Genomic DNA, 18565 nt, shown 5'->3' on the forward strand with positions numbered 1-18565 from the left:
CGTGAAGTCGACGCGTGGGCGATGCACTTTCAGTGCCTGGATCTCAACCCACCGGCTTTAGCCGGTGGTTGTTGAGTGGCGTTCCGCATGTATTCCCGTCCCCGTCCTATTCGCAATAAAGCGACTGGTCCGTCGATGGTTCCTGGCGCAAGTGCCCAGCCTGATCACCGCCGCTTCCAGGCGCTGGCCGGCGTCCAGCGTTGCGGCTTTCTGCTGCATCTGCGGCAGGTACTGCGTCTGCACCCGGGGCCGCACCGGGGGCTGCGGGTTTCTCCGCGGGGTGCGGCGTGCGTGCCGCAGGCGCCATCACCTACAGTGCCGCATGGCCTTTCGCATGTTTTTGTGATCGAACGCACCCCATGAATCTTGCCCATCTGCTCCGCCGCAGCGCCCAGCGCTACCCCGATCAACCTGCCGTGCTGCACGGCGACCAGGTGGTGCTGAGCTACGGCGCCCTGGGTGCCCGCGCGGCGGCCCTGGCGGCCTGGCTGCGCACGCACTGCGGTGTGGCGCCGGGCGACCGCGTGGCCATCTACGCCGCCAACTGCCCGGAGTACCTGGAGGCGCTGCATGCCATTGTGTGGGCGGGCGCGGTGTCGGTGCCGGTCAACTACAAGCTGCATGCCAAGGAGCTGGCGCATGTGCTGGCCGATTCGGGTGCGCGCGTGGTGCTGGCATCGCAGTCGCTCGCTGCGGCCGCGCGCGAAGCGGGGGCACCGGATGCCGGCCTGCTGGTGTTGGGCTCGGATGCCTATGCCGCTGCCGTGCGGCATGCGCCCATGGAGGTCCATGACCGAGCCCCGCAGGATGTGGCCTCGCTGTTCTACACCTCGGGCACCACCGGCCGCCCCAAGGGCGTGATGCAGACGCACCGCAACCTGCTGGCCATGACGGCCTGCTATTTCACCGACGTGGACGACATCGCCCCGGGCGACGCCATGGTGTATGCCGCACCCATGTCGCACGGCGCAGGGCTTTACAACTACGCCCAGGTGCTGCGGGGCGCACGCCATGTGGTGCCGGTGTCGGGCGGTTTCGAGCCCGCCGAGCTGGTGCAGCTGGCCGCCTCGGTGGGCCAGCTCACGCTGTTTGCCGCGCCCACCATGGTGCACCGGCTGGTCGAGCATGTGCGGGCCACGGGCGCGGAGGTGGCGGGCTTCAAGACCATCGTGTACGGCGGCGGCCCCATGTATGCCGACGACCTGCGCGCCGCGCTGGCCACCCTGGGCAACCGCTTTGTGCAGATCTACGGCCAGGGCGAAAGCCCCATGACCATCACCGCCCTCGCGCGCGCGCAGCTGGCCGACCGCCACCACCCGCGCTGGGCCGAGCGCATGGCCTCTGTGGGCGTGGCGCAGTCGCTGGTGGAGGTGCGCGTGGTCGATGCGGCCGGTCAGCCTGTGCCCGCAGGCGAGACCGGCGAGGTGGTGGTGCGCGGCGAAACCGTGATGCCCGGCTACTGGAACAACCCCGAGGCCACGGCCCAGACGCTGCGCGATGGCTGGCTGTACACCGGCGACATGGGGTGCCTGGACGGCGACGGTTTTCTCACCCTCAAGGACCGCTCCAAGGACGTGATCATCTCGGGCGGCTCCAACATCTACCCGCGCGAGGTCGAAGAAGTGCTGCTGCTGCACCCGCAGGTGCGCGAGGTGGCCGTGGTGGGGCAGCCGGATGCGGAGTGGGGCGAGGTGCCCGTGGCCTTTGTGGTGGGCAATGAGGGCGTGACCCCCGATGCGCTGGACGCGCTGTGCCTGGCGCACATCGCGCGCTTCAAGCGCCCTCGGCTCTACCGTTTCGTGTCCGCCTTGCCCAAGAACAGCTATGGCAAGGTGCCCAAGACGGCGCTGCGGGAGATGCTGGGTTAAAAGCCCGGCCTGCAAAGGCCAATGCGTGGGCCTACCATCGTGGCCTGCACTTTTCTGCGAGCCCGCCATGACCACCACCACCCTCAAGATCGATTTCGTCTCCGATGTCTCCTGCCCCTGGTGCATCATCGGCCTCAAGGCGCTGGAGCAGGCAGCGGATCGGCTCAAGGACGAAGTCGCGCTCGACCTGCATTTCCAGCCCTTCGAGCTGAACCCGCAGATGGTGCCCGGGGGCCAGGACATTGGCGAGCACCTGCAAGAGAAGTACGGCGCCACACCGGAACAGAGCCAGAAGAACCGCGAGGCCATTGCCGCCCGGGGGGCGGCGCTGGGCTTTACCTTCAGCATGGACAAGCGCAGCCGCATCTACAACACCTTCGATGCGCACCGCCTGCTGCACTGGGCCGAAGAAAAGGGCCTGCAAGCCCCGCTCAAGCACGCGTTGTTCGCGGCCTATTTCACCGATGGACAAGACCCGAGCAGCCATGAGGTGCTGGTGCGCGTGGCGGGCGAGGTGGGGCTGGATGGCGACGAGGCGCGGGCGCTGCTGGCGTCTGACCGCTATGCCGATGCGGTGCGCGAGCGTGAGCAGTTCTACCAGCAGCACGGCATCCACTCGGTGCCGGCGATCATCATCAACGAGCGCCACCTGATCTCGGGCGGGCAGCCGGTGGAGGTGTTCGAACAGGCGCTGCGGCAGATTGCGGCGCAGGGTTGATGGGAGGATTGGCTATTTAATCAATAGCTATTGGCGCTTGTTGATCAAGCGCTAGAGGCTTTCTCATGAGCGGTGGCGTGGGGCCGCCGATTCATTTGCGCAGCGGTATGGGCGTGGCGCGGTCCACCGGAACGGCGGTGACGCTGTTCTGCGGCGAACCGTCGATCAGCTTTTCCGAATAGGTCAGGTAGACCAGCGTGTTGCGCGCCGGGTCCACCATGCGCACGATGCGCAGGCGCTTGAACAGGATGGACATGCGCTCGCTGAACACCTCTTCCTGCTTCCTGAGCGGCTGGGGGATGCGGATGGCCCCCACCTGGCGGCAGGCGATCGAGGCTTCGGCGCGGTCTTCGGCCAGGCCCAGCGTGCCCTTGACGCCCCCGATGCGGGCGCGCGAAACATAGCAGGTCACGCCCTGCACGCCAGGGTCGTCGTAGGCTTCCACGATGATGTCGTGGTCGCGGCCAATCCATTGGAAGGCCGTGTCCACCGTGCCGATCCTTTCGCCCGATGCCGCCAACGCGGCGCAGGGCATAAGGGCACTGGCCAACAGCCCTGCCGCTGCCAAGGCCCGGCAGCGGATGTTCATCATGCTGCCACCCCGGCTTCGGCGCAGCGCCGGGCCAGGTGGGCGAGGGCTTCTTCCACCTGGTCCACCAGCACCAGGCACAGGTCGCCCGGTTGCAGGCGATCGAGGGCGGCGTCGATGGCGATGAACTCGCCGCGGATTTCCTCGACATGCTGGGTGCGCACGGCGCCGGCCAGGCCTTCGCGCAGCAGGGCCATCACTTCGCCGTCGCCGCGGCCCCGCTGGGCGGCGTCCTGGTAGAGGATCACGTCGTCAAAGGCGGCGCCCAGGATCACGGTCTGCTCGCGGATGTCCTCGTCGCGGCGGTCGCCGGCGCCGCTGATCACCACGCTGCGGCGCTTGGCGGGCAGGGCCTCGACGGCCTGCACCAGGGCGCGCATGGCGTCGGGGTTGTGGCCGTAGTCGGCGATCACCGTGGCACCCTTGAAATCCATGACGTTGAAGCGGCCCGGAGCGTTGTCGCTGTCGTTCACAAAGCCCGAGAGGCCGCGGCGGATGGTCTGCCAGGGCAGGCCGGCGCCCCAGGCGGCGGCCACCGAGGCCATGACGTTCTCGACCTGGAAGCCGATCTTGCCGTTGCGCGTGATGGGCACGTCGCGCAGGTGGATGGTTTCGCGCCACGAGCCTTCAGCGGCCACGATCGAATCGCCATCCACGTACACGGTGCGGTGGCCCTGGGCGCGGTGCGTGGCCATCACGGGGTGGTGGCGGTCTGCGGCGAAATAGATGATCTTGCCGGGGCAGGACGAGGCCATGGCGGCCACGATGGGGTCGGTGGCATTGAGCACGGCATAGCCGGTGGTGGCCACGTTCTGCACGATCACGCGCTTGAGCACTGCCAGGTCTTCCACCGTGGTGATGTAGTTCAGCCCCAGGTGGTCGCCCGCACCGATGTTGGTGACCACGGCCACCTGGCAGCGGTCGAAGCCCAGGCCTTCGCGCAGGATGCCGCCACGCGCGGTTTCGAACACGGCGGCGTCCACCTCGGGGTGCAGCAGCACGTTGCGGGCGCTCTTGGGGCCGCTGCAGTCGCCGCTGTCGATCTGGCGGCCGTTCACGTACACGCCGTCGGTGTTGGTCATGCCCACGCGCAGGCCCTGGGCGGTGAACAGGTGGGCAATCAGGCGCGCCGTGGTGGTCTTGCCGTTGGTGCCGGTCACGGCCACGGTAGGAATGCGGCCATCGTCGCCATGGGCATAGAGGCGGTCCACCATGGCCTGGCCGACATTGCGCGGCTTGCCGTAGCTGGGCGCCAGGTGCATGCGCAGGCCGGGGGCGGCATTCACTTCGACGAAGCCGCCGCCCTGCTCTTCGAGGGGGCGCAGCACGGTCTCGGCGACCATGTCCACGCCGCAGATGTGCAGGCCCACCATCTGGGCGGCGGCCACGGCGCGCGCGGCCACGGCAGGGTGCACGTCGTCGGTGACATCGGTGGCGGTGCCGCCGGTCGACAGGTTGGCGTTGTTGCGCAGGATGACGCGCTGGCCCTTGGGCGGAACGGAGTCGGGCGTCAGGTTCTGCATGGCCAGGCGGGCCACGGCGATGTCATCGAGACGGATCTTGGTGAGCGAGGTGGCGTGGCCTTCGCCACGGCGCGGGTCCTGGTTCACGATGTGCACCAGTTCGCGCACGGTGCGTTCGCCATCGCCCAGCACCTGCGGGGGCTCGCGCCGGGCAGCGGCCACGAGCTGGTCGCCCACCACCAGCAGGCGGAAATCGTGGCCGGGCAAAAAGCGCTCGACCATCACGGTGCCGTAGTCGGCCGCGTTGCGGTAGGCCTCTTCGAGCTGGGCACGGTCGGTGATGTTGACCGTGACGCCCTTGCCCTGGTTGCCGTCCTGCGGCTTGACCACCACGGGCAGACCCACCCTGAGTGCGACTTCCCAGGCTTCCTCGACGGTGTCCACCGGCTGGCCCAGCGGCACCGGCACGCCGGCCGCATGCAGCAGGCGCTTGGTGAGGTCCTTGTCCTGGCCGATGGATTCGGCCACGGCGCTGGTGGAGTCGATCTCGGCGGCCTGGATGCGGCGCTGCTTCGAACCCCAGCCAAACTGCACCAGGCTGCCGCGCGTGAGGCGCCGGTAGGGGATGCCGCGGGCCACGGCGGCATCGACGATGGCGCCGGTGCTGGGGCCCAGGCGCTCGTCTTCATCGAGCTCGCGCAGACTGGCAATGGTCGCTTCGGCATCGAATTGGCCCTGGCCCAGCGCGGCGTTGATGAGGCGCTGGGCGTCTTCAAACGCCTGCCGGCCCACGGCTTCCTCGCTGTATTCGACAACCACCTGGTACACACCGGCATCGGTGGTGGCGGTGGTGCGGGCAAAGGTCACCGGGCAGCCCGCCTGGGCCTGCAGGGCCAGCGCCGCCGTCTGCAGCACATGGGCGAGCGAGACATCGCCGCTGCCGCCTTCGGGGTGCAGCATGCCGATGGCCGGAAACAGGGCCCGCAGCCGGGCTTCGAAACCGTCCATGCGGGCGATGGAGCGTTCGGATTCGGCGCAGGCCACCACGGCCTCGATGGCCATGTGGCGGCTCCAGAGGTTGGGGCCACGCAGGGCCCGGGTGCGGGATACATCCATGAAAGTGTCTTTCTGTGGTCCATCAGGGCTGGCAGGCCCCGGTCAGGTCGAGGGCGATGGAATCAACAACGGGTGGCATCAGGTGGGCAGGGTGCTCACGGGCGGCAGCTCGGGCTCGAACGTCTTGATGCCGGCACCGATGAGGTCGGGGGCAATGTCCAGCGCCCAGGCCGCGCCGATCGCGGCCAGCAGGGCATCGGTGTCGGGCACGATGGCGTTGCGCCCGAACGTGAGCTCGGACAGCGTGCCCAGCACATGTTCTGCACTGCCGGTGGCCAGCACCACGTGCTGGTTGCGCAGCACCACGGCGCGCCCCTGGTTGCGGGCACGGTGCTCCACGATGGCGGGCAGGCTGGCGTCCTGTGCATACAGCACCACATCGCCGTCGCACAGCGGGGCCAGGTCGGCCACCTGCGGATCGGCGGCGTTGAGCACGGCCGCGCCGCCCTCCAGCACCACGTCCACCTGCGTGCGCAGCACCTTGGTCATCTGCTCGCGGTTCTGGATGTCGAATTCGGCCAGCGTTTCCGCGCCCTCCATGTCGGTGACCACGCCCACCTGGCAGCGGTCGTAGGCCAGTCCGTCACGCAGTATGGTGCGGGCGTCGTTTTCGATCACGGCGGCCTGCACCATCTGGTTCATGAGCAGGCGGTGTGCCGCTTCCCAGTGGGCGCAGTCGGCCGCCTCCACGCAGCGGCGGTCCAGGAAGAGGCCGTCGCGGCAGGCCAGGCCGGTGTGCCGTCCGCTCAGGTGCAGCAGCCAGGCCACCAGGCGCGCGATGGTGGCGGTGCCCTGCGTGCCGGCCACACCCACCACCGGGATGCGTCCCACGGTGTCTTCGTCTTCGTGTTCTTCGGCGGGGAACAGGTGCTCGACGATGGCCTGGCCCACAGGGCGGGGGGTGCCCACGGCGGGCTTGAGGTGCATGAGCAGGCCGGGGCCGGCGTTCACTTCCACAATGGCGCCGCCCTGTTCGTGCAGGGGGCGGGAGATGTCTTGCGCCACCATGTCGATGCCGGCGATGTCCAGGCCCACCACCTTGGCGGCCAACTGGGCGATGTAGGCCACTTCCGGGTGCACCTCGTCGGTGCAGTCCACGGCCACGTTGCCGTTGCGCTGGATCACCACCTGCCGTCCGGCGGCGGGCACCGCATCAGCGCTGAGGTCCTGGCGCTTGAGTTCCAGCTGCACCTTGGCGTCGGTCGCCACATCGATGATTTCGAGCGGGTACTCTTCTTCGTGGCCCCGGCGGGGGTCGGAATTGAGCTGGCTGTCGATCAGCTCGGTCACCGTGGACCGGCCATTGCCCGTGATGCTGACCACCTCGCCGCGCGCGGCGGCCACCAGCTTGCCACCCACCACCAGCAGGCGGTGTTCGTCGCCGGGAATGAAGCGCTCGACCATCACGTCGCTGCCCTCGGGGTAGGCCACATGGTAGGCCGCCGCGATGTCTTCCTGCTTGCGCAGGTCCAGCGTGACGCCGCGGCCATGGTTGCCGTCGGAGGGCTTGACGACCACGGGCAGGCCGATGTCCTCGGCGGCTTCCCAGGCCTCTGCGGGGCTGTTGACCACCTGGCCGTCCGGGATGGGTACGCCGCAGGCCTTGAGCAGGCTCTTGGTGAGATCCTTGTCGCTGGCGATGCCTTCGGCGATGGCGCTGGTGAATTCGCTCTCTGCCGTCCAGATGCGCCGCTGGCGGGCGCCGTAGCCCAGTTGCACCAGGTTGCCGTCGTTCAGGCGGATGTGGGGAATGCCGCGGTCCGTGCCTGCCGTCACGATGCAGGCCGTGCTGGGGCCCAGGTAGCGGTCATCGACCTCGGTGCGCAGCCGCGCCACGGCGGCCCGTACGTCAAAGGGTTCATCGTTGATGGCGGCCATCAGCAGGCGGTGCCCCTGGGCCAGCGCCACGCGGGCCACCTGTTCGTCGCGTGCCCGGAACACCATGCGGTAGACACCGCGCACCGACGTGCTGCGGGTCTGGCCGAAACCCGTGGGCATGCCCGACAGGTTGAGCAGCTCGATGACCACATGCTCCAGCACATGGCCGCACCAGGTGCCCTCCTGCAGGCGTTGCAGGAAACCGCCGCGCTCGCCCACGCCGCAGTGGTGTTCCTCCAGCGCGGGCAACCAGGCCGTGAGGCGGTCATTGAGCCCGGGGAGGGTGTTGGAGGGGTGGTCTTCCAGTACACCCAGGTCCAGCCAGACCTCCAGTGCCGGCCGGTAGGTCCAGATGTTGGGGCCGCGCAGGTAGTTGATGCGCAGGAGTTGGATATCGTCGATTTTTGCCATGTTTCGGAGCGGTTCAGGGGCACCGGGCGGGCCGGACAGGGAATGCAATTGTGCGCCCGGTTGGACGCCCGTTTTGCCGATCAAGGGGAGGAGGCGGTGCAGTTTGCGCTGGCACGCCGGGTTTCGGTCAAAATTCCAGCTCCTGCAACGCTTGTGGCTGTGTGTCGCCGACTGCAGAGAACCCAAACCTATGCAACATCACCATTCTGTGGACGCCTCCGGTGTCTTTTCTGGCCCCCAGGGGGCCGATTTGCGGGCCATGCTCGCTCCCCAAGAGAACGTGCTGGCCGCGTTACAGGTTGACCTGAGTGTCGAATTGCGCTTTGCCGCCGGCTGGGTGGTGGTGACTTCGGAGCGCATTCTGGCCTGCGACCCCGGCACTGCCGCCTGGCGTGCCTGGCCGCTGTCGAGCGGGTTGGCGCTGCGCATGCAGGACCACGGCGGGGTCGGCACACTGGAGCTGCAGGCCCCGGATGCGCGGCTGGCCCTCTGGCGCTTTACCCTGGCGCACCATCCCCAGGCCCTGCGCCTGGTGCAGCGCTTCGAGCAGGCGACGGCCCGCAGCCTGGCTTCGGGTGCGGCGCAGGACGAGGCCGATGAGCCCACCTGTCCGCAGTGCCACACCCCGCTGCCTCCCGACACCGAAGAATGCCCGGCCTGCGCGCGCGCCCAGCCCCCGCAGACTTCCACCTGGGTGCTGCTGCGGCTGTGGCGCTTCGCGCGGCCCTACCGCAAGCAGCTGGCGACGGGTTTTGCGCTCACGCTGGCTTCCACGGCGGCCACGCTGGTGCCGCCCTACCTCACCATCCCGCTGATGGACGACATCCTGATCCCGTTCCAGAACGGCCAGCAGATCGAGCCCGGCCTGGTGCTGCTCTACCTGGGCGGCCTGCTGCTGTCGGCCCTGGCCGCCTGGGGGCTGTCGTGGGCGCGCACCTACATCCTGGCGCTGGTGTCCGAGCGCATCGGCGCCGACCTGCGCACCACCACCTACGAGCACCTCTTGCGCCTGTCGCTCGACTACTTTGGCGGCAAGCGCACGGGCGACCTGATGGCGCGCATTGGCTCCGAAACCGACCGCATCAACGTCTTCCTGTCGCTGCACGCGCTCGATTTCATCACCGATGTGCTGATGATCTGCATGACGGCGGCCATCCTGTTTTCCATCAACCCCTGGCTGGCGCTGGTCACGCTGGTGCCGCTGCCCTTCATCGGCTGGATGATCCACACCGTGCGCGACCGCCTGCGCACGGGTTTCGAAAAAATCGACCGTGTGTGGAGCGAGGTGACCAACGTGCTGGCCGACACCATCCCCGGCATCCGCGTGGTGAAGGCCTTTGCCCAGGAAAAGCGCGAAGCCCAGCGGTTTCGCGACGCCAACCAGCACAACCTGGAAGTGAACGACAAGCTCAACAAGACCTGGAGCCTGTTCACGCCCACGGTGTCGCTGCTCACCGAAATCGGCCTGCTGGTGGTCTGGGCGTTCGGCATCTGGCTGGTGTCGCGCAACCAGATCACCGTGGGTGTGCTCACGGCCTTCATCGCCTACATCGGGCGCTTTTATGGGCGGCTCGATTCCATGAGCCGCATTGTCTCGGTCACACAGAAGGCCGCTGCGGGTGCCAAGCGCATCTTTGACATCCTGGACCATGTCAGCAATGTGCCCGACCCCGTCCAGCCGGTGAAACTGGCCCGCGTCGAAGGCGCCATCCAGATGCGCAACGTGGGCTTTCGCTACGGCAGCCGCGCCGTCATCAAGCACCTGGATCTGGACATCCGCCCCGGCGAGATGATCGGGCTGGTGGGGCACAGCGGCTCGGGCAAGAGCACGCTGGTGAACCTGATCAACCGCTTCTATGACGTGAGCGATGGCTCCATCCAGGTCGATGGGGTGGATATCCGCCGCTTCGCCGTGGCCGATTACCGCCGCCACATCGGCCTGGTGCTGCAGGAACCCTTCCTGTTTTTCGGCACGATTGCCGAGAACATTGCCTATGGCAAGCCCGATGCCTCGCGCGCGGAGATCGTGGCGGCCGCCCGCGCCGCCCATGCGCACGAGTTCATCCTGCGCCTGCCGCATGGCTACGACTCGCTGGTGGGCGAGCGCGGCCAGGGCCTGTCGGGCGGCGAGCGCCAGCGCATCAGCATTGCCCGCGCGTTGCTGATCGACCCGCGCATCCTGATCCTGGACGAAGCCACCTCGGCCGTCGATACTGAGACGGAAAAGGAAATCCAGAAGGCGCTCGACAACCTGGTGCAGGGCCGTACCACCATTGCCATTGCCCACCGCCTGTCCACCCTGCGCAAGGCCGACCGCCTGGTGGTCATGGACCGCGGCGAGGTGGTCGAGGTCGGGCCGCACGATGAACTCATGGAAAAGCAGGGCGCCTACTGGCGCCTGTACGAAGCCCAGGCCCGCCGCGCCGAAGAAGACGCCCAGGCCGCTGGCGTCATCATCGACAGCGGCCTGCTGCACCCGGCGCACCCCGCCGGCAATTCTTGAACCGGCCGGAAGCTGACCATGACGACATCCATTGTTCCGCTGCAACTGCACCGCAATTCCCATGGCCGCCTGGTTCTGACCCAGCCGGACGGCACCGTCCACGAGGGCGTGACGCCCGTGCGCGCGTTTCCGATCGCGGCGCCGTCCGAAGGCCTTTCGCTCGTTGGCCCGGATGGCCATGAACTGGTCTGGCTGGACCGGCTCGATCAGCTGCCCGAGGCGGCACGCCACCTGGTCGATGAAGAACTGGCCGTGCGCGAGTTTGTGCCCACTATCCACCAGATCGTTTCTGTTTCGAGTTTCTCCACGCCCAGCACCTGGACCGTCGAGACCGACAAGGGCCCGGCCCAGTTCGTGCTGAAGGCCGAAGAAGACATCCGCCGCCTGGGCGGACGCACGCGCCTGCTGATTGCCGCGGGCGATGGCATGCAGTTTCGGGTACCGGACACCACGGTGCTGGACCGGCCGTCCCGGCGTCTGCTGGAGCGCTTTCTGTAAAAGGCCGGCGCAAGCGGGCGGGGGCGGCAGCAAATGTGAGATGTATGGCCACCCCGTTCCCTCATGGTTTGGCGGGAGGGGTGCCCGATGCCACCTCTGCCTGTGCGGCCCGCTTGCGCTCGCGTTCGGCGCGGTGTTTGGCGGCAAAAACCTGCACTTCGGCGTACGAAACGAAGTTGTCGTGGTCGGTGTCGGCATCGTCAAAGGCGGCGGCCAGGCGGGGAAAAAGCACCACTTCGCTGCGGCTGAGCTTGCCGTCGCCGTTGAAGTCGAGCATCTTGAATTCCTGCATGGCCTTGATCTCGCCCTTGGACAGCGGGGCCTTGGCCGGGGCGCTGGCAGCCGCCTGCGCGGGCACGGCCGCCTCCGGCGGGTTGGCGAGTGCCAGGCTGCAGCCCAGGGCGGCCAGCAGGGCCAGTGGGATTTTCATGCGCAAAACTCCTCGGGTCGAACAGGGGTGATGTTGGCATATCTGCGGCCGCAAAGCCCATTTGCAACGCTGCGGGCGCAGGCTTTCACCGGGTGTTGCACTCTTTGGCAGGGCGTCCTGGTTGCATGCAGATGCCAGGCATGCCGGCATGCTCATCCGGCCGGCAGGGTGCCCTGGTTGGCGATGCCGCTGCTCACATGGCCTGCAGGCACATGGCGGGCCGCCGAGGTGACATGGCCGGTCTGGTCGTCAAAGAAAAAGTCGGGTTCGAACTCGCGCAGGAACTCGCCCTTGGGCATGCCACCCAGAAACATGGCTTCATCGACCGCGATCTGCCAGCTCATCAGCGTCTGGATGGCCCGTTCGTGCGCGGGCGCGCCGCGCGCCGTGACCAGGGCGGTGCGGATGCGCATGGACGGTGCGCCGCTTTGCTGCAGGCGGTGCAGGGCCGACAAAAAAGGTTTGAAGGGCCCGGGGGGCAGGGGCAGCAGGGCCTTTTCGACCTCGTGGGCCTGGAAGGCGTCGAGCCCGGAGGCCTGGAACACCCGCTCGGCCTCGTCCGAAAACAGCACGGCGTCGCCGTCAAAGGCGATGCGCACTTCGTGCGGGTGGGCCGCGCTGGCCTGGGCCGACTGCGTGGCCACCTGCGCCGCCGGGAAGCCCATGGCCAGGGCCTCGTTCACGTCGGCCGCGTTGGCCGAGAGAAACAGGTGCGCGCCCAGGGGCCGCAGGTAGCGAAACGGCGCCGCCCCCTGCGTGAAGACCCCGCGCTGCACCGACGCCAACCCGTGGGCCTTGGCCGAGCGGAACACGCGCATGCCACTGACCGGGTCGTTGCGCGACAGCACCACCACCTCCACCCGCTGCTGCGCGGGTTCGTTGAAGGCGAGCAGCTTCTTGACCAGCGAAAACGCCACGCCGGGCCGCGCCGGCTCATCCAGCCGGTCGAGCTGCAGCTGCATGTAGCCTTGGGGGTGCTCGGGGTCGAAGATGCGGTTTTCTTCTTCAAAATCGAACAGGGCGCGTGACGAGATCGCCACCACCAGCTTGTCGTCCAGGGTCACCGCCATGGATCCTCCTTGAAAGCCATCCATTCCACCACTCGCAGCCGTTGAAACAGGCGCGCCACAAGCCAGGGCCGCCGCGCAAGGGCCGCCCCGCCGCGCTGGCGGCGTCCCCCCTCCCGCATCGCGCAGCGAGGCGAGAGAGGGGGGGAAGGCGCGCAGCGCCTCAGGGGGGTGCACGTCATTTCACGAACTGGTTGAGCTGGATGATGGGCAGCAGCACTGCCAGCACGATCAGCATCACGATCAGGCCCATGGCCACGATGAGCAGCGGCTCCAGGATGGTGGCCAGCTGCATGGCGCGGCGCTGCACGTCGTTGGACAGCTGGGTGGCGGCGCGCTGCAGCATCACCGGCAGCTGGCCGGTCTGCTCGCCCAGGCGCGCAAACATGGCCAGCAGGCCGGGGAAGCGTTTTTTTTGCGCCAGCGCCGAGGCCAGCGGGGCGCCCTCGCGCACCAGCACCAGCGCATCGAGCGCATCGGCGCGCAGTGCGCGGTTGTTCAGGGTTTCGGCTGCGGCCTGCAGGGCCTTGAGGATGGGCACGCCGGCGCTGGCCAGCATGGCCAGCGTGCTGGCAAAGCGCGCCGCGTTGTAGCCGCGCGCCAGCTTGCCCACCAGGGGCAGGTTCAGCCAGGCGGCGTCAAACTTTTGGCGAAAATGCTCGATTGCCAAGGCCCAGCGTGCGCCTATAGCTATCAAAACGACAGCAATCAACATCAGCCAGCCATAGCTGCGCACCGCGGCGCTCACGGCCAGCATGGCCACGGTCAGAAAAGGCAGGGCGCGCTTGGTGCCGGCGAACACGCTGGCCACCTGTGGCACCACGTAGCTCACCAGGAACAGCACGATCGCGATGGCGATCAGGGTGACGATGGCCGGGTACAGCGCCGCGCCCATCAGCTTGGCCTGCAGGGCCTGGCGCTCTTCGAGGTCGTCGGCCAGGCGCTCCAGCACCAGGCCGAGGTTGCCGCTGTGCTCGCCCGCGCCGATCACGGCGCAGTAGATGTCGGAAAACTCGCGCGGATGCTGGGTCAGCGCGCGGGCAAAGGTGGCGCCGGCGTTCACCTCGGCGCGCAAGGCCGCCACCAGGTGGCGCTGGCGCTCGTCGTCGGCTTCCTCCGACAGGGCGGCAAGGGCGCGCTCCAGCGGCAGGCCCGAGGCCACCAGCCCCGCTAGCTGGCGGGTCCAGATGGCCAGGGCGGAGGCGCCCAGCACCGGCCGCGTGAAAAGGCGTTGCCCCAGGCCGGCGGGGGCGCCATCGCGCGACTGGCCGGTCTGCACGGGTTCCACGCTCAGGGGCACCAGCGCTTGGGCCCGCAGCAGGCTGCGGGCCGACTTGGCTGTGTCGGCTTCCATCAGGCCCTTGCGGGTCTGGCCCTGGGCGTCCAGGGCTTCAAAAGAAAAAGCGGGCATGTGGGGGGTGGACCGGAGGAGCTATCAGGCGCAATAAGCCAGCCCGTGATGGTAGCCGCTGCCCGTGACGCTGTACTGTGCAGCCGGGGCTTCAGGCCATCTCGGCGACGGCCTGCGCCGCAATGTCCAGCGAACGCAGGCGCAGCGCCGGGTCGAACACGTCGCTGACCAGCATGAATTCGTCCGCGCCCGTGGCCTGGTGCAGGTGGGCCAGGCCGGCGCGCACCGTGTCGGGCCCGCCGATGACGGCTGCGGCCAGAAAGTCGCCGATGGCGGCGCGCTCTTGCGGCTGCAGGCGCGCGGCAAAGTTCTCGATGGGCGGCAGCAGGCGGCGGCGGTCGCCTGTCAGGATGCCCAGCACGCGCTGGTAGGTGCTGCTGGCCAGGAAGTCGGCTTCGGCGTCGGTGGGCGCCGCGATCAGGGGCACGCCAATCACCACATAAGGCCGGGGCCACGCAGCGGACGGCCGGTACAGGTTGCGGTACAGATCGAGCGCCTGGTGCAGCAGGCGCGGCGCGAAATGCGAGGCAAAGGCATAGGGCAGGCCGCGTTCGGCCGCCAGCTGTGCCGAAAACAGGCTGGAGCCCAGCAGCCAGATGGGCACGTTGGTGCCTGCACCGGGCATGGCAATCAGGCGCTGGTCGGGTGTGGCCGGTGCCAGCAGGCGCTGCAGCTCGGCCACGTCCTGCGGAAAATCATCGGCGGTTTCGACGCGGCTGCGGCGCAGGGCGCGCATGGTGGCCGGGTCGGTGCCGGGCGCGCGGCCCAGGCCCAGGTCGATGCGGCCGGGGTACAGCTCGGCCAGCGTGCCAAACGCCTCGGCCACCACCAGCGGCGCATGGTTGGGCAGCATCACGCCGCCCGAGCCCACGCGGATGCGCTGCGTGCCCCCGGCGATATGCCCCACCAGCACGGCGGTGGCCGAGCTGGCAATGCCGGCCATGTTGTGGTGCTCGGCCAGCCAGTAGCGCGCAAAACCCAGCGCTTCGGCGTGTTGCGCGGTGCGCAGGGCGATCTGCAGTGCCTGGGCGACGGTGCCGCCTTCGCGCACGGCGACCAGGTCGAGCATGGAAAGGGCGGGGCGTTGGGCAGTAGTCATGGCCCGATTGTCGGCGCGCTGCGCCATGGCTGCTGGCGGGGCTGTGGGATCCAGGTCTTGCGGCAAGGTCGCCGGCCGGCGATACGCCTGAGCCGTCATTTTTTGGTAGCCAAAACACGGGGTTGCTCACAAAATATTTCAAATCCATGGCCGCCGCACCGTGAGCGATGGGTGGTGGACACCTTGCATGGGGGGCGTATGGGTTTTTTCAGTCGATTGTTCCGGATTCGTGAGCAGGATGCCTCCAGCCCCGAAACCACCTGGGCCGTGGAAGACAACGGCAGCGAACTGGTGCTGGATGAAGAGTACGCCGCCATGCTGATGACAGAGATCGACATCGACGCCGCCATCGCCAGCCACGAGCGCTGGCGCCTGCTGTTGCAGGACATGGTCAATGGTCGCTCCGACGAGGCCATGCACCCCGACCGTATCTGCCAGGATGACCGCTGCGACCTGGGCCGCTGGCTCCATGGTGCGGGCCGTGTGCGGCTGGGGCATTACCCGGCCTTCGGGATGCTGGAGGCGCGGCACCGGTATTTTCACCAGCAGGCGGCGGCGGTGGTCACCTGCTTCGAGGCCGGCGATCAGGCCACTGCGGCCCAGCTGCTCAACAGCCGCTGCCGCCACGCATCCAACCAGGTGCTGTTGCTGCTCAAGGAGCTCAAGCGCGGGCTCGGGCGCTGACCGGGGCTGTCAATTGCTGGTGAATCAATCGCAATTGGCACTTTTCTGGCAGGGCGTGCGGCCGATTTTGCAGGGATCAAACGATCTGTTCCAGCTGCCAGCCGGTTTCTCGGGCAATGTCCTGCAGGTGGTGCCCCGCCAGCGTGTAGTGGATTTCGGTGCCGACAGGCGCCCCCAGCGTGGGCAGCAGCGCGCGCAGGGCGCTGCGGGCGGCGTGCAGGTCATAGGCGTTGATGTCGATGCGGATGTAGGCCGGTGGCCGCAGTCCGTCGGGGCGCCGTTCACCGAGCGAATCGCCCCAGCCCACCACCAGTCCAAGGTCCTGCGAGCGCAGCATCTGGTCGATGGTGTCCTCGCGGTGGTGCAAGGGGTCTGGGACATTGCGCCGGCCCACCGGGATTTTCACGAAGAGGAAGCCAGCGATCACCTCGGGCCGTGCGGGCTGGCCGGGTGAAGGTGCGGGCGCCGAGTGGGGCGCTGGGGTGGGTGGGTGGGCCATGGGGCTGATTTTAGGGACGCGCGGTCAGCAGGGTGATTGGGCGCGGCACCGGGCCGCTTCAGTAGCTGCGACCGCCCTTGTACATCGCGTGCTGGCGCCGCTGCAGCGTGGCCGCTTCGCCCAGCCGCGCCATGGCCGCGCCGGCGTGCGCGTGCGTGATGGCCATGCCCAGCGCATCGGCGGCGTCGGTGCCGGGCAGGCCGGGCAGCTGCAGCAGGCGGCGCACCATTTCCTGCACCTGGGTCTTGGCGGCGCGGCCGTGGCCGACCACGGCCTTCTTCATCTGCAGCGCGGTGTATTCGGCCACGGGCAGGTTGCTGGCCACCAGGGCGGTAATGGCCGCGCCACGGGCCTGCCCCAGCAGAAGGGTGGACTGGGGGTTGACGTTGACGAAGACGATCTCGACGGTGGCCACGTCGGGCTGGTAGCGCGCCGCCACTTCGCTGATGCCGTCAAACAGCACCTTCAGCCGGCCGGGCAGGTCGCCCAGGGCCAGCGCGGTAGTGCGGATGGTGCCGCTGGCCACGTAGCCCAGCCGGTGGCCGTCCACATCGATCAGGCCGAAGCCCGTGGTCTGCAGGCCGGGGTCAATTCCCAGAATTCTCATGTGTTGTTGAAGGAGTGGCTGCTACCGCTTGCCAGTCGCGTGGCGGGAGTGTTTTGGGGCAGGCAAGTGCCGCCGAAAAGAAGCGCTCCAAGCGTGGCGGGCATGGGGCGATGATACGGGCCGGGCACAGTGCACCGAAACCAAATCCGGGACAATGCCCGCTTTTGTGCATTCAGCCTTTGCAGGATTTCCATGACCGAAGCCACTTCCGCGCCCCCGCTGCCCGACCACCTGTCCATCGACCCGCGCAGCCCCCACCATGTCGCCGCCGTGTTCGAGCACGACATCGGCATCCGCCTGAACGACAAGGACCGCTTCGATGTCGAGGAATACTGCATCAGCGAAGGCTGGGTCAAGGTGCCTGCGGGCAAGACGCTCGATCGCAAGGGCAAGCCGCTGCTGATCAAGCTCAAGGGCAAGGTGGAAGCGTTCTACCGTTGATGGCCATCCCGCCGCGGCGGCCGGGTGCAGTGCGGCCCGTGCAGCCTGCGCCATGACTGCGGCGCTGGAGCCGGCATCGGTCCGCCCCTGGGTCGTCCACTGCGATGGCAGCGCCATGCCCAACCCCGGCCGCATGGGGCTGGGCGTGGTGCTCTGCGCGCCCGACGGCAGCCACCACACCTTTGCGCAGGCCACGCACACCACGGGCTGCAACAACGAAGCCGAGCTGCGGGCCCTGCTGCTGGCCTTGGCTGAGTTGCAGGCGCGCGGGGCCAGCGCGCTGCAGGTGCACAGCGACAGCAGCATCCTGGTGGAGCAACTCGGCGGCACGCCCGTGGTGCCGATTGCGCGGCTGCAAGACCTTTTTGACCAGGCGCGCCGCCTTTTGCAGACCTTCGGGCCGGTGCAACTGCAGTGGATTCCGCGCCACCGCAATGCCGAAGCCGACGCCCTGGCCCGCGCCGCGCTGGGGTTGGCACCCAAGCCGCCCGCGCGGCCTATCGGCCAGCGGCGCAAAAAGTAGGCGTTCGCCGGGCCATGGATCAGGGCAGCTCGGCACTGCCCATGCGCGCCAGGATGGTGCGCGTGCGCCCTGCCAGGTAGGCCGAGCCGGGGGTCTTCTCGAAGCGCTTGGGCGCGGGCAGCATGACGGCCAGGCGTGCGGCCTCCTGCGGCGACAGGCGCGCGACCGGCTTGCGAAAGTAATGTTGGGCCGCGGCCTCGGCGCCGAAAACGCCATCGCCCCATTCCACGCTGTTGAGGTAGATCTCCAGGATGCGCTGCTTCGGTAAAAGTTGCTCCAGCAGCACGGTCAGCACGAACTCCTGGCCCTTGCGCAGCAGCGTGCGTTCGCCCGAGAGCAGCAGGTTCTTGGCCAACTGCTGGGTGATGGTGGAGCCGCCCCGTATCCTGGGCGCACGCACGGGCTTGTCGGGCGCGCGGGCCTGGGCCCGGGCGATCTGCGCCTCGGCCTGGGCGTTGCGCTCCCAGGCTTTTTCGATGGCGTTCCAGTCCACGCCGTCGTGGGTGACGAAGCTGCCGTCTTCGGCCGCAATCACGGCGCGCTTGAGGTGGTCGGAAATCTGGGCGTAGGGCAGCCACTGCTGGCGCCAGCGCACATCGCCCTTGCTGGCCACCTGCGCCCAGATCTCGGAGCGCTGGAAGGTGGTGGATTCGGGGGCGACCCAGGCCATCAGCGCGATGCGCGCCACAAAAAACAGCTGCAGGGCCACCAGGGCCACCACCACCAGGCCCAGCCAGCGCAACAGTGCTTTCATGGCCGT

Annotated in this window: 17 protein-coding genes; 7 read left to right on the forward strand and 10 right to left on the reverse strand. The window is 68.2% G+C overall.

Features of this window, described 5'->3' with window-relative positions:
- Positions 1-359: 359 nt before the first annotated feature.
- Positions 360-1868, forward strand: a complete 1509-nt coding sequence (locus tag AC1RDS_RS11040) for an AMP-binding protein (protein ID WP_092696981.1) — start codon at positions 360-362, stop codon at positions 1866-1868.
- Positions 1869-1935: 67 nt separating this feature from the next.
- The gene (locus AC1RDS_RS11045; protein ID WP_026437947.1) at positions 1936-2586 is read left to right on the forward strand and encodes a DsbA family oxidoreductase; all 651 of its coding nucleotides are present in this window, start codon (positions 1936-1938) and stop codon (positions 2584-2586) included.
- A gap of 91 nt (positions 2587-2677) precedes the next feature.
- On the opposite strand, the gene AC1RDS_RS11050 is transcribed toward AC1RDS_RS11045, so the two are convergent.
- The 3 genes from AC1RDS_RS11050 to AC1RDS_RS11060 form a co-directional block, all read right to left on the reverse strand.
- Positions 2678-3121 carry a CreA family protein gene (locus AC1RDS_RS11050; RefSeq protein WP_238323296.1) on the reverse strand — a complete coding sequence of 148 codons (444 nt, stop codon included), beginning with the start codon at positions 3119-3121 and terminating at the stop codon, positions 2678-2680.
- A 53-nt stretch (positions 3122-3174) separates the two neighbouring features.
- Positions 3175-5754 (reverse strand): cyanophycin synthetase, encoded by a 2580-nt coding sequence (gene cphA, locus AC1RDS_RS11055; protein WP_287878709.1) that lies wholly within the window; start codon positions 5752-5754, stop codon positions 3175-3177.
- A 78-nt stretch (positions 5755-5832) separates the two neighbouring features.
- Entirely contained in the window at positions 5833-8043 is a 2211-nt protein-coding gene (locus AC1RDS_RS11060; RefSeq protein WP_287878707.1) for a cyanophycin synthetase, read from the reverse strand.
- 190 nt (positions 8044-8233) lie between these two features.
- On the opposite strand from AC1RDS_RS11060, the gene AC1RDS_RS11065 reads away from it, so the two are divergent.
- Together AC1RDS_RS11065 and AC1RDS_RS11070 are read left to right on the forward strand one after the other, a co-directional pair.
- Complete coding sequence (locus AC1RDS_RS11065; protein ID WP_026437943.1) at positions 8234-10546, forward strand: cyanophycin metabolism-associated ABC transporter; 2313 nt, start codon at positions 8234-8236, stop codon at positions 10544-10546.
- 18 nt (positions 10547-10564) lie between these two features.
- Positions 10565-11044 (forward strand): cyanophycin metabolism-associated DUF1854 family protein, encoded by a 480-nt coding sequence (locus tag AC1RDS_RS11070; protein WP_026437942.1) that lies wholly within the window; start codon positions 10565-10567, stop codon positions 11042-11044.
- Between the two features lie 61 nt (positions 11045-11105).
- Here AC1RDS_RS11070 and AC1RDS_RS11075 read toward each other — a convergent pair whose 3' ends face one another.
- From AC1RDS_RS11075 to AC1RDS_RS11090, 4 genes are all read right to left on the reverse strand, one after another.
- On the reverse strand, positions 11106-11474 hold the full coding sequence (locus AC1RDS_RS11075) for an EF-hand domain-containing protein (protein WP_081679753.1): 369 nt from the start codon (positions 11472-11474) through the stop codon (positions 11106-11108).
- Positions 11475-11626: 152 nt separating this feature from the next.
- Positions 11627-12544, reverse strand: coding sequence for a 5'-nucleotidase (locus tag AC1RDS_RS11080; RefSeq protein ID WP_026437940.1), 918 nt, complete (start codon positions 12542-12544; stop codon positions 11627-11629).
- Positions 12545-12719: 175 nt separating this feature from the next.
- A complete protein-coding gene (gene gspF, locus AC1RDS_RS11085; RefSeq protein WP_287878697.1) occupies positions 12720-13952 on the reverse strand; it encodes a type II secretion system inner membrane protein GspF in 1233 nt (410 codons plus the stop codon).
- Between the two features lie 91 nt (positions 13953-14043).
- Positions 14044-15051: an LLM class flavin-dependent oxidoreductase gene (locus AC1RDS_RS11090; protein ID WP_492226999.1), complete on the reverse strand. Its 1008-nt coding sequence runs from the start codon at positions 15049-15051 to the stop codon at positions 14044-14046.
- A gap of 198 nt (positions 15052-15249) precedes the next feature.
- Between AC1RDS_RS11090 and AC1RDS_RS11095 the strand changes: the two genes are divergently transcribed.
- Positions 15250-15735: a CZB domain-containing protein gene (locus tag AC1RDS_RS11095; protein WP_287878690.1), complete on the forward strand. Its 486-nt coding sequence runs from the start codon at positions 15250-15252 to the stop codon at positions 15733-15735.
- A gap of 76 nt (positions 15736-15811) precedes the next feature.
- On the opposite strand, the gene AC1RDS_RS11100 is transcribed toward AC1RDS_RS11095, so the two are convergent.
- Both AC1RDS_RS11100 and ruvC read right to left on the reverse strand, forming a co-directional pair.
- Positions 15812-16234 (reverse strand): hypothetical protein, encoded by a 423-nt coding sequence (locus tag AC1RDS_RS11100; RefSeq protein WP_287878689.1) that lies wholly within the window; start codon positions 16232-16234, stop codon positions 15812-15814.
- 58 nt (positions 16235-16292) lie between these two features.
- On the reverse strand, positions 16293-16841 hold the full coding sequence (gene ruvC, locus AC1RDS_RS11105) for a crossover junction endodeoxyribonuclease RuvC (RefSeq protein WP_092696969.1): 549 nt from the start codon (positions 16839-16841) through the stop codon (positions 16293-16295).
- A gap of 192 nt (positions 16842-17033) precedes the next feature.
- On the opposite strand from ruvC, the gene AC1RDS_RS11110 reads away from it, so the two are divergent.
- Positions 17034-17282, forward strand: a complete 249-nt coding sequence (locus AC1RDS_RS11110; RefSeq protein WP_094097305.1) for a DUF3297 family protein — start codon at positions 17034-17036, stop codon at positions 17280-17282.
- Between the two features lie 52 nt (positions 17283-17334).
- Positions 17335-17805 carry a reverse transcriptase-like protein gene (locus AC1RDS_RS11115; RefSeq protein ID WP_287878687.1) on the forward strand — a complete coding sequence of 157 codons (471 nt, stop codon included), beginning with the start codon at positions 17335-17337 and terminating at the stop codon, positions 17803-17805.
- Positions 17806-17824: 19 nt separating this feature from the next.
- On the opposite strand, the gene mtgA is transcribed toward AC1RDS_RS11115, so the two are convergent.
- The gene (mtgA, locus tag AC1RDS_RS11120; protein ID WP_287878684.1) at positions 17825-18559 is read right to left on the reverse strand and encodes a monofunctional biosynthetic peptidoglycan transglycosylase; all 735 of its coding nucleotides are present in this window, start codon (positions 18557-18559) and stop codon (positions 17825-17827) included.
- Positions 18560-18565: the final 6 nt, after the last annotated feature.

It is taken from the genome of Acidovorax sp. GW823-FHT02H02, assembly GCF_058797075.1.